This window comes from Lysinibacillus sp. FSL M8-0216 (assembly GCF_038595555.1).
GTDB lineage: Bacteria > Bacillota > Bacilli > Bacillales_A > Planococcaceae > Lysinibacillus > Lysinibacillus fusiformis.
The window spans coordinates 4636637-4647949 of record NZ_CP152007.1; the positions used below are offsets into that span (position 1 = coordinate 4636637).

Annotated in this window: 10 protein-coding genes; all 10 read right to left on the reverse strand. The window is 38.1% G+C overall.

Going from position 1 to position 11313, the window contains the following annotated elements; genetic code table 11:
- Positions 1-263: 263 nt before the first annotated feature.
- A complete protein-coding gene (locus tag MKX57_RS23200; RefSeq protein WP_036147910.1) occupies positions 264-1574 on the reverse strand; it encodes a Na+/H+ antiporter NhaC family protein in 1311 nt (436 codons plus the stop codon).
- A 153-nt stretch (positions 1575-1727) separates the two neighbouring features.
- On the reverse strand, positions 1728-3707 hold the full coding sequence (locus MKX57_RS23205; RefSeq protein WP_239355205.1) for an ABC transporter permease: 1980 nt from the start codon (positions 3705-3707) through the stop codon (positions 1728-1730).
- Positions 3697-4458: an ABC transporter ATP-binding protein gene (locus MKX57_RS23210; protein ID WP_090002640.1), complete on the reverse strand. Its 762-nt coding sequence runs from the start codon at positions 4456-4458 to the stop codon at positions 3697-3699. Before MKX57_RS23210 ends, MKX57_RS23205 begins: the two co-directional genes overlap by 11 nt.
- Before the next feature lie 96 nt (positions 4459-4554).
- Positions 4555-5571 (reverse strand): sensor histidine kinase, encoded by a 1017-nt coding sequence (locus tag MKX57_RS23215; RefSeq protein WP_342550648.1) that lies wholly within the window; start codon positions 5569-5571, stop codon positions 4555-4557.
- 6 nt (positions 5572-5577) lie between these two features.
- Complete coding sequence (locus MKX57_RS23220) at positions 5578-6267, reverse strand: response regulator transcription factor (protein WP_342550649.1); 690 nt, start codon at positions 6265-6267, stop codon at positions 5578-5580.
- Between the two features lie 156 nt (positions 6268-6423).
- The gene (gene tuf / locus MKX57_RS23225) at positions 6424-7611 is read right to left on the reverse strand and encodes an elongation factor Tu (RefSeq protein ID WP_008181778.1); all 1188 of its coding nucleotides are present in this window, start codon (positions 7609-7611) and stop codon (positions 6424-6426) included.
- Positions 7612-7747: 136 nt separating this feature from the next.
- Positions 7748-9826 carry an elongation factor G gene (gene fusA / locus MKX57_RS23230; protein ID WP_025116447.1) on the reverse strand — a complete coding sequence of 693 codons (2079 nt, stop codon included), beginning with the start codon at positions 9824-9826 and terminating at the stop codon, positions 7748-7750.
- 89 nt (positions 9827-9915) lie between these two features.
- Positions 9916-10386 (reverse strand): 30S ribosomal protein S7, encoded by a 471-nt coding sequence (gene rpsG / locus MKX57_RS23235; RefSeq protein ID WP_025116448.1) that lies wholly within the window; start codon positions 10384-10386, stop codon positions 9916-9918.
- Positions 10387-10534: 148 nt separating this feature from the next.
- Positions 10535-10954 (reverse strand): 30S ribosomal protein S12, encoded by a 420-nt coding sequence (rpsL, locus tag MKX57_RS23240; protein ID WP_008181595.1) that lies wholly within the window; start codon positions 10952-10954, stop codon positions 10535-10537.
- Positions 10955-11052: 98 nt separating this feature from the next.
- Positions 11053-11301, reverse strand: coding sequence for a ribosomal L7Ae/L30e/S12e/Gadd45 family protein (locus tag MKX57_RS23245; protein WP_025116449.1), 249 nt, complete (start codon positions 11299-11301; stop codon positions 11053-11055).
- Between the last annotated feature and the right edge of the window lie 12 nt (positions 11302-11313).

The window sequence follows — 11313 nt, forward strand, 5'->3', positions numbered from 1 at the left end:
CTCTCGCTTCATCGCAGTCAAAGACCAACATTCAACATTATATACAATAAAAAAAGAATAAGCAAGTCTTTTCGCTAAATTCTTTTAAATGTTGCAGATATTCTTAGTACTACTATTACTTCGCTTTGTTAAGCCGTTTATTAGTATATAAAATTTCACTCCATATTGCAACACCTAAGGTTATCAAGCAACAATGTCGAACATTTCAAATAACTATGAAGTCTTTTTAAATAGTAGTACCCCTTTAGTACCCCTTCTTACTTCTATAGAAAGAACACACATGCAATCCAACCAAATAGAATTAGTGGAATGTTAATGAATATAAAAGTAGGAACACAGGTGTCCCAAATATGATGATGTTGTCCATCTACATTTAATCCTGCTGTTGGACCTAATGTAGAATCTGATGCTGGAGAGCCTGCGTCGCCTAAAGCTCCTGCTGTACCTATTAAACAGAGGATCGCTAATGGGCTCATTCCTAACCCTTGTGCAAGAGGAACAAATAGTGTCGCGATAATTGGCACTGTTGCAAAGGAAGAACCAATCCCCATTGTCACAACTAATCCTATGACTAACATAATAAATACCGCTAAACTTCTATTTCCTTTTAAAATAGTTATAGAGCTTGTAATTAAGCTATCCACATGTCCAGTAGCATTAATGACCGCAGCAAAGCCATTTGCGGCAATCATAACAAATCCTATAAAGGCCATCATCTTCATTCCTTCAGATAGAATGTCATCTGCCTCTTTCCATTTCAGCGCCCCTGTAAAATACATAACCATAATACCTGCAAAGGAACCAACAATCATAGAATCTGTTAACACTTGAGCACATAATGATACGACTAATGCAAAGGCTGTGGAAAACATCACAAATTTGCTGACATTAACATGAAGAGAATCAGCCTCTATTTCATTATTTTTATAATGCCTTGGCTTACGATATACAATAAAGGCTGTAAATAATCCAACCAACATACCTAGCACTGGAATCGCCATTGCCACTGGAACATCACGTGAGGATACTACCATCCCAGCCTCAGACACCTGTGTAGCAACGATATCTTGAAAGATCGCTCCAAAGCCAGCTGGTACAAAGCTATAAGTACCGATTAAGCCCACTGCAATTAAGGTTGCCACTAGACGTCGATCGACCTCTAGCATATTTAAAATTTTTAAAACAGGAGGAATCAATAGTGGAATAAAGGCGATATGAATAGGTATGACATTTTGAGATAAAATGGACATCAAGAAAATAAGGAAAAAAATTAAGACCTTTACTAAACCTTTGCGATTGCTTTCACTATTTAAAATCTTTAGCATCCCTGTAATCATCAATTCAGGTATCCCTGTTTTGGCAATGGCGATGGCAAAGGCGCCAAGTAAGCCATAGCTTAATGCTATCGTTGCACCTGCCCCTAACCCTTCTGTAAATGATTCTACTGTTGCCTCAATGCTCATTCCGCTTGTAAGGCCGCCTACAAACGCTCCTAGCACTAAAGAAAGAACGACATTGATGCGAAGTAGGCTTAATATTAACATAACGGCTACCGCCACTATTACTGCATTCATTGTTACACTCACTTTCATACACTAAATTACTAACATGTTAAAGATTATTATTCTAATAATTGAAAGTCAAGGTTTTTCATCGTTCGAAGCAATAAAAAAAACAGTATGATCTATTTAGCATCACACTGTTTCTAAGTTTTACTTATTTAATTGTTACAATGATTCTCGAACGACTTTTTTATAATAGCCTACCGACAGAATGGCAAAAATCGTATACAACGCTATATAACAGCACATTGCAATCCACAAGGGTGCCGTTAACTCTGTACCAAATAAAAACCATCCTGATTTAACAGCAAAATAACTATGCAATAGTCCAATTATTAAAGGGACTCCAAAATTAAAGGCTTGTTTCATATATATGCCTCTCATAATATCTTTTTCTGCAAAGCCAATTTTTCTGAGGATTGTATAGGAACCACGCTCTTCCTCTGCCTCAGACATTTGTTTGAAGTACAGAATGCTACCAGTTGTCATTAAGAAGGCTAATCCTAAAAAGGCAGTTGTAAAAATAGTGAGACCTAATGATTCAATATTATCTTTACGCTTCTCTTCATATGAAGATTGAGTATATTGCTGTGTTTTACCTTCATGATCTTTAGTTATAATCACCCCGGCATTTGTCTGTACATATAATTTTTCTGCCATTACTAAGTCTTCTTTTGAATTAATAGTAATAGATGATTGTTGATGCCAAGGGTAATGCTCTGATTGCGTAGTTAGACTTTTAAACAGGTCATCTGTTATAACAAAGATGGGCCCGCCACCTCCAGCTGTAACAATACCACTAATAATACTTTTATCGTGTACATCTACAACATGAAAAGTTTCTTCAAGCTCCCCTGCAGAAACTACTACATCACGATCTTTCTCTAATGGGAACATCTCAGCCATATACCCGCCATAGTTTGTTAAAATCACTTCATTTCCTGATAGCGAGGCTTCAGGAACACTCTTCTTGTAATCAGAAAGTGGAATCGTATAAATTGTTCCTTCCATATCATATAAAGGATTATCCTGCTGCTTTTTAGACATTAATTGTCCTACGGAAGCTGTTACTCCCTGCAAACGATAATCTATCTTATCGTAGACTATGTTATTTTCCTCTAACGCATGTAAGAAAGACATCCCCTGCTCTTCTAGCAAGATAAAATCACCTGGTACTTGGCTATACGCTGATGCTTCTGAGGAATAGTAGGAGATATAGGATAATGTCGTCACACCTAGAGATACACCTGTTAATACGGTTATAAGCGTTAATGACTTAGCATTGCTCTTCATACGATGCATAATAGGCGTTAATGCCAATACATCCTGAATGGAAAGATGGCCTTTTTTCTTTAAGCGAATTGTGTTCATAATAAACGCTACAGAGAATCGAAAGACCAGAAATGTTCCACCAATTGTAGTAGCTAGAATAATAATCATATTAATAAATAGGTTACCGGCTGATTCAATATCAAACAGCTTTGTTGAAGCATAGTAGCCATAAACAATTAAAACTAGCCCCATAAAGCCTATGGCCATTTGTAATGCACTAAAACGTCTTACACGTTCATCTGCTTGTTTAGCTGCTGTAAATAGTGATAGTAAAGAAACGCGATGGATCATCCAGGCCATTTGTATAAGGACAATCAACAAAAGTATAGTAAATACAATCATGGATTGCTGTAATGCCTGCGTACTAAATGTCATGGTTACAAGAGCTTCTTTCTCAAGTACACGCAATAAAATCATTGCAAACACACGTGAACTAAAGAAACCGGCCAGCATACCTAAAATTACAGCTCCTACAAATAGTAGAATATTTTCGATTGCTAATAGGCGTACAATCAATCCCTTGGTCATGCCAATCAATTGGTACAAGCCTATTTCCTTACTACGACGCTTCATAAATAAATGATTGGCGTACAAGACGAAGAACAAGACGATAAAATATAAAATATAAGTTGCTGCTTTAAATCCAGCTGTCGCCGTTCCACTCATTTGAACAGCATCCCATACTGCAGAATTATTTTGTAATGTTACAAAGGAAAAATATAAAGTAACGCTAAAAATAAGCGCAAAGAAATATAAATAGTAGTGCTTCATATTTTTCTTCATGCTTCTTAACACTAGCTTACTAAGACTCATAACCATCACCGCCTAGCACACTTTGCGTATGCATGATTTCCTGGAAAAAAGCCTGTCTTGATTTATCCCCTTTATAAAGCTCACTATAAATAAGACCATCCTTTAAAAATAAAACACGTGTACAGAAACTTGCAGCTACTGCATCATGCGTAACCATCATGATTGTCGCTTCTTTTGTCTCATTAATATTTTGTAGATTTTGAAGCAAGGCTGTTGCTGATTTGGAATCTAATGCACCAGTAGGCTCATCTGCAAATACCAATGATGGATTTGTAATAAGTGCACGCGCAGCGGAAGTACGCTGTTTTTGCCCTCCGGATATTTCATTGGGATATTTATTTAAAATTTCTGTTATGCCTAGTAAGGATGTTAACTCCTTTACACGGCTTTCAGCAACTGCTTTAGGCAATTTACTGATTGCTAAGGGGAGAAGAATATTTTCCTTTACGGTTAATGTATCTAATAAATTATAATCTTGAAATATGAAACCTAATTGCTCTCTACGGAAGTTGGCCAAAGCCTTTTCCTTCATTCCCCGTAAATTATGACCGTTTATTTCAATGACTCCTTCTGTTGCAAAGTCGATTGAACATAAGACATTTAAAAGTGTTGTTTTTCCTGATCCAGAAGGTCCCATAATACCTACAAATTCACCTTTATTTACTTCCAAATCAATACCCTTTAACACTTCCTGAGCCGTTGATTTCTTTCCATAAACTTTTTTTATTTTACGACCAATTAACACTGTCACTGATAAACGCCCCTCTCTATATTCCAAGTGTACCCTGTTGCACCTATTCATTCGTGCGTTTTACATGACAATATAAAAAGGTAGGTGACATTTTCGTCATCTACCTGTTAGTTTGACATATTCATTTTGTAATGGGAACCGTAGCGTAAATAATGAACCCTCACCTACATTCGATTGAACATTTATACGGATACCTATTTTTTGCGCCACATTATATGCTAAGTAAAGACCCATACCAGTAGACTGAGTAGATTCTCTCCCTACGTTACCTGTATATGACTTTTGAAAAATTCTAGGTAAATCCTCCGAAGGTATGCCAACACCCATATCTTTAATATGTAATAAAGTAGCACCTGCTGGGTCAAGTTCAGTAAAAATCGTTACCTCTGAATTGGCTGAACTATATTTTATGGCGTTCGAGAGAATTTGACGTACAATAAATGCTAGCCATTTACCATCTGTCATCACCTTTTCAGTCAGTTCATCTACTTCAAAACCAATTCCCTTTTCTATACACCAGGCTTGCATAGCTCGAATCTCTTTATAAACAATTGGTTTCAACTCAATTTCAGTTAAATAATTGTCCTTTTCTATAGAGGTAAGTCTAGTTTGGTGCAGCTGTTGATCGACTAACAGATGTAGTCTTAACCATTCATTTTCTAATTTTCGACGTGTGGATAAATCCTCCACATGGTCTAACATTAGATTAATAGTTGTTAAAGGTCCTTTTACTTCATGAACCCATGCCAGCAACTCATCTGAATACTCTTGGAGCTGCACTTTGGCCTGATTCAATTCCATATTCTTTTCATGAAAGACATCCTCCATTTTTCGAAAGCCCACTTCTTGAAAAGGTGATAATGATAAGCTACTTTTATGGGCTTCATCAAGATGACTATCCATATTTCCCAGGAAATCATTTAATTTCCCAACTTCAGCGAAAAAGCGCCATACGAAAAAGAGTGCGAAACTAACAAGCAAACTAACATTTACATACCAAATAGACACACTATTTAAACCAACATCTAAAGAAAATAGCATGTTTAATAGTACCATTATAAATGCAAAAAAACCGATCCATGCAAAGCGCTCTTTTATAAATAATAGTAACAAATTAGTTCACGTCCCTTGGGTTACTGCTATATAGCCAAGTCCCTTTTTGGTTAGAATCACTTCATGTAGGCCAATATCCTCTAGCTTTGCACGTAAACGGTTAACATTCACCGATAAAGTATTATCGTTTACAAAACGTTCATCATCCCACAGTTTTCGCATTAATTCATCTCTTGAGACGATATGATTAGCCTGTTCCACTAAAATGCGCAATATAAAGAGTTCATTTTTTGTTAAGGAAGCTATAGCTGCATCACACATAATTTCACTCCTTGCATAATCAATAACGGCTTCGTTAAAGCGTGTAACATCCATCTTTGCTTCAACATAGTCATATGTTCTTCGTAAAATAGCCTGTGCTTTAGCGAGTAATACTTCCATATGAAAGGGTTTTTGTATAAAATCATCTGCCCCCATTTGCATGGCCATCACCATATCCATTGGATGATCTCGCGAGGATAGAAAAAGGATTGGCACATTGGAGAGATGACGAATTTCTCGACACCAATGAAAGCCATCATAGGCAGGCAACTGAATATCAATTAGCACAAGATGTGGCTTCACTTCTATAAAATCATCCATCACCTTTTGAAAATTTTTAGGTCCAACAACTTGTAATGACCATTGTGCAAAACGTTCTTCTATCATACTAAATATCGACGGATCATCTTCTATCAGTAAAATTTTCATCTCCATATTCAATCCCTTTCTGCTTAATTATTTAACCTAGATGACATGCTGGCTGTTATGTATTCATACACTAATTAAAACCTTAATTAGTTTTATTTTAACATAAAAAACCAATCTGTAAGCGTCCCTACAGATTGGTTTGACTATTAGCGAAAGCTAAAATTATTTTTGGATAGAAGCAACTACGCCAGCGCCTACAGTACGGCCACCCTCACGGATAGAGAATTTAGTACCTTCTTCAAGAGCGATTGGAGCGATAAGTTCAACTGTCATTTCGATGTTATCACCAGGCATTACCATTTCAACGCCTTCTGGTAAGTTACAGATACCTGTTACGTCAGTTGTACGGAAGTAGAACTGAGGACGGTAGTTAGAGAAGAATGGAGTATGACGGCCACCCTCTTCTTTTGATAAAACATAAACTTCAGCTTTGAAGTTAGTGTGTGGAGTAATTGAACCTGGTTTAGCTAATACTTGACCACGTTGGATTTCTTCACGAGCAACACCACGAAGTAAAGCACCGATGTTGTCACCAGCTTCAGCATAGTCTAATAATTTACGGAACATTTCTACACCTGTTACAGTAGTAGATTTAGCTTCTTCAGCGATACCGATGATTTCAATTACGTCACCAACTTTAACTTGACCACGTTCAACACGGCCAGTTGCAACTGTACCACGACCAGTAATAGAGAATACGTCCTCTACTGGCATCATGAATGGTTTGTCAGTTTGACGTTCTGGAGTTGGGATGTAAGAATCTACAGCGTCCATTAATTCAACGATTTTTTCTTCCCATTCTGCTTCGCCTTCAAGAGCTTTAAGAGCAGAACCTTTGATTACAGGAATATCATCACCTGGGAAGTCATATTCAGATAGTAGGTCACGGATTTCCATTTCTACTAATTCTAATAATTCTTCGTCATCAACCATATCACATTTGTTCATGAATACTACTAAGTATGGAACACCTACTTGACGAGATAAAAGGATGTGTTCACGAGTTTGTGGCATTGGGCCATCAGCAGCAGATACTACTAAGATACCGCCGTCCATTTGTGCAGCACCAGTGATCATGTTTTTAACATAGTCAGCGTGTCCTGGGCAGTCAACGTGTGCATAGTGACGAGTTTCTGTTTCGTATTCTACGTGAGAAGTATTGATTGTGATACCACGCTCTTTTTCTTCAGGAGCGTTATCGATGTCAGCGTATGATTTAGCTGTACCACCCATTTTTTTAGAAAGAACTGTAGCGATTGCAGCAGTTAAAGTAGTTTTACCATGGTCAACGTGTCCGATTGTACCAATGTTAGCATGCGTTTTAGAACGGTCAAATTTTTCTTTAGCCATTAGAGATTGCCTCCTCAAAATTATATGTTTTATTTTTGAAATTTATAGAATGAATGCTGATAGAGAACGGGCCCATCCCCTATCCTGCAATCATAGCTTACAAATTAGTTATACTTTATGCAAGATGAAAATTCAATTATTCACCTTTATTTTTTTTGATGATTTCAGCAGCAATTGATTTTGGTACTTCTTCATAATGATCGAATGTCATTGAGAATACACCACGACCTTGCGTTGCAGAACGAAGAGTCGTTGCATAACCAAACATTTCTGCTAAAGGAACCATAGCACGAACAACTTGTGAGTTACCGCGAGCATCCATACCCTCAACGCGTCCGCGACGAGAAGTAATGTTACCCATGATATCACCAAGGTATTCTTCTGGAATTACAACTTCTACTTTCATCATTGGTTCTAAGATAACAGCATCACATTGTTTAGATGCTTCTTTAAGAGCCATAGATGCAGCAATTTTGAACGCCATCTCATTCGAGTCAACGTCATGGTAAGAACCGAATACTAATTTCGCTTTAATATCGATTAGAGGGTAACCAGCTACTACACCGCGGTCAAGAGAGTCACGAAGACCAGCTTCAACTGCAGGAATGTATTCACGAGGAATTACACCACCAACGATAGCGTTTTCGAATTCAAAGCCTTTACCTTCTTCATTTGGAGAGAACTCAATCGTTACGTCACCATATTGTCCACGACCACCAGATTGGCGAGTGAATTTACCTTGAACTTTTGCAGAGCCACGGAATGTTTCACGGTAAGATACCATTGGAGCACCTACGTTAGCTTCTACTTTAAATTCACGGCGCATACGGTCAACTAAGATATCAAGGTGAAGTTCACCCATACCTGAGATGATTGTTTGTCCAGTTTCTGTGTCAGTGTGAGCACGGAAAGTTGGATCCTCTTCTTGAAGTTTTTGTAAAGCTTGACCCATTTTATCTTGGTCAGCTTTTGATTTTGGTTCTACAGAAAGAGAAATTACTGGCTCAGGGAATTCCATTGATTCAAGAATAACTAGGTTTTTCTCGTCACAAAGAGTATCACCAGTAGTAGTATCTTTAAGACCTACTGCTGCTGCGATGTCCCCAGCGAATACTTTAGAAATCTCTTCACGAGAGTTAGCGTGCATTTGTAGGATACGACCTACACGCTCACGTTTACCTTTAGAAGAGTTTTGTACGTATGAACCTGAATCTAATGTTCCAGAGTACACACGGAAGAACGTTAATTTACCTACGAATGGGTCAGTCATAACTTTGAATGCAAGAGCTGAGAATGGCTCTTCATCAGAAGATTTACGTTCTAACTCTTCGTCACCATCAACAGAAGTACCTTTGATTGCTGGTACATCTACTGGAGATGGTAAGTAATCGATAACAGCATTTAACATTGGGCGTACACCTTTGTGTTTGAACGCTGTACCACAGATTACTGGGTAGAATTCTACTGCGATTGTAGCACGACGGATTGCCGCTTTAAGTTCCGCAACAGAAATTTCTTCGCCTTCTAAATATTTTTCCATGATATCTTCATCAACACTTGCAACAGCATCGATTAATTTTTCACGGTATTCTTCAGCTTGTGCGCGGTATTCTTCAGGAATTTCTCCCTCAGTTACTGCTGTACCTTTTTCGTCACCATAGAAAGTAGCTTTCATTTCAACCAAGTCAATGATTGCAGAGAACTGATCTTCAGCTCCGATTGGTAATTGAATAGGGTGAGCGTTTGCTTGTAAACGATCATGTAGAGTTCCTACAGAATATAAGAAGTCTGCTCCTGTTTTATCCATTTTGTTAATGAATACAATACGTGGAACACCATAAGTTGTAGCTTGACGCCATACAGTTTCAGTTTGAGGCTCAACACCAGATTGAGCATCTAGTACTGTAACAGCACCGTCAAGTACGCGTAATGAACGTTCTACTTCTACAGTGAAGTCTACGTGTCCAGGCGTATCGATGATGTTTACACGATGGCCTGCCCATTGGGCTGTTGTTGCTGCAGAAGTGATTGTAATACCACGTTCTTGCTCTTGCTCCATCCAGTCCATTTGAGAAGCGCCTTCATGAGTTTCACCGATTTTGTGAATCTTACCAGTGTAATAAAGGATACGCTCAGTTGTTGTTGTTTTACCAGCATCAATGTGAGCCATGATCCCAATATTACGAGTATTCTCAAGTGAGAATTCGCGTTTCATAGGAAATTTCTCCTTCCATATTGGGGTAAAGACGATAAAGACTGTATAAGAGACCTTGTGCTAACCAATCCGTTAACACATAGGTTATATTACCAGCGGTAGTGAGCGAATGCTTTGTTCGCTTCTGCCATTTTGTGCATATCTTCACGTTTCTTAACTGATGCACCAGTGTTGTTAGAAGCATCAAGAATTTCGTTAGCTAAACGCTCTTCCATAGTTTTTTCACCACGAAGACGAGCATAGTTAACTAGGTAACGAAGACCTAAAGTTGTACGACGTTCTGGACGAACTTCAACCGGTACTTGGTAGTTAGAACCACCAACACGGCGAGCGCGTACTTCAAGAACTGGCATTACGTTATTTAGAGCAGCTTCGAATACTTCAATTGGATTTTCACCAGAACGTTCTTTAACAATTTCGAACGCACCGTATAAAATCTTTTGAGAAGTACCTCTTTTACCATCAACCATCATTTTATTGATTAAACGAGTTACTAGTTTTGAACTATAAATTGGATCTGGTAACACGTCACGTTTGGAAACAGGACCTTTACGAGGCATGTGTTTTCCTCCTTTCGAATAAATATCGATTATTTTATAAGTTAGCCTTTTTATATTCGTCAATCAAATATCAAATCTGCTAGCAAGATTCGATATTTGTGACAATTAGTATAAGGCTCAGTTTTAAATAACGTTATTGAACGTTAAATTATTTTTTTTCTTTAGGGCGTTTTGTTCCGTATTTAGAACGTGATTGTAAACGACCGTTTACACCAGCTGTATCAAGAGCTCCACGTACGATATGGTAACGAACACCCGCTAAGTCTTTTACGCGTCCGCCACGGATAAGAACAACACTGTGCTCTTGTAAGTTGTGGCCTTCACCTGGGATATAAGCTGTAACCTCAATTTGGTTAGTTAAACGTACACGAGCGTATTTACGTAACGCTGAGTTTGGTTTACGAGGTGTCATTGTACCAACACGAGTACAAACACCACGTTTTTGAGGAGATTTAACATCAGTTAAAGATTTTTTAAATGAGTTATATCCTTTGTTTAACGCTGGTGATTTTGATTTCGTGCTTTTAGATTGACGAGGCTTACGTACTAATTGGTTAATTGTAGGCATCGATTTTTCCTCCCTTCATTTATTCCTTGTTAATACCACACATCCAGGTGGTTCATTTTTTGGGTAAAAACAAAGTCTTTGTGTTTAATACACAAAAACTACTCTCCAGTAATTGCAACTACCGCAGCTCCAACGTGGATTCCACAGGCCTTGCCCAGTTCCTTTTTGGACTCAACAAGAATAACTGGTATACCGATTTCTCTCGCGAAAGATATGGCCAAATCGGTTACCCAATTGTCTGCGTCAAGTGCCACAAGGAGTTCTTTCACTGAACCGGCTCGCATTGCTTTTACTGCTTGCTTTGTACCTATGATTGTTTGACTAGTCCTTACTTTATCATAAGACATTTTCATATCCTC

Bases quoted from the DNA above. Each gene is read 5' to 3' on its own strand.
- MKX57_RS23200 (WP_036147910.1), bottom strand. From the start codon at position 1,574: ATGAATGCAGTAATAGTGGCGGTAGCCGTTATGTTAATATTAAGCCTA.
- MKX57_RS23205 (WP_239355205.1), bottom strand. From the start codon at position 3,707: ATGAGTCTTAGTAAGCTAGTGTTAAGAAGCATGAAGAAAAATATGAAG.
- MKX57_RS23220 (WP_342550649.1), bottom strand. From the start codon at position 6,267: ATGGAGATGAAAATTTTACTGATAGAAGATGATCCGTCGATATTTAGT.
- tuf (WP_008181778.1), bottom strand. From the start codon at position 7,611: ATGGCTAAAGAAAAATTTGACCGTTCTAAAACGCATGCTAACATTGGT.
- fusA (WP_025116447.1), bottom strand. From the start codon at position 9,826: ATGAAACGCGAATTCTCACTTGAGAATACTCGTAATATTGGGATCATG.
- rpsG (WP_025116448.1), bottom strand. From the start codon at position 10,386: ATGCCTCGTAAAGGTCCTGTTTCCAAACGTGACGTGTTACCAGATCCA.
- rpsL (WP_008181595.1), bottom strand. From the start codon at position 10,954: ATGCCTACAATTAACCAATTAGTACGTAAGCCTCGTCAATCTAAAAGC.
- MKX57_RS23245 (WP_025116449.1), bottom strand. From the start codon at position 11,301: ATGTCTTATGATAAAGTAAGGACTAGTCAAACAATCATAGGTACAAAG.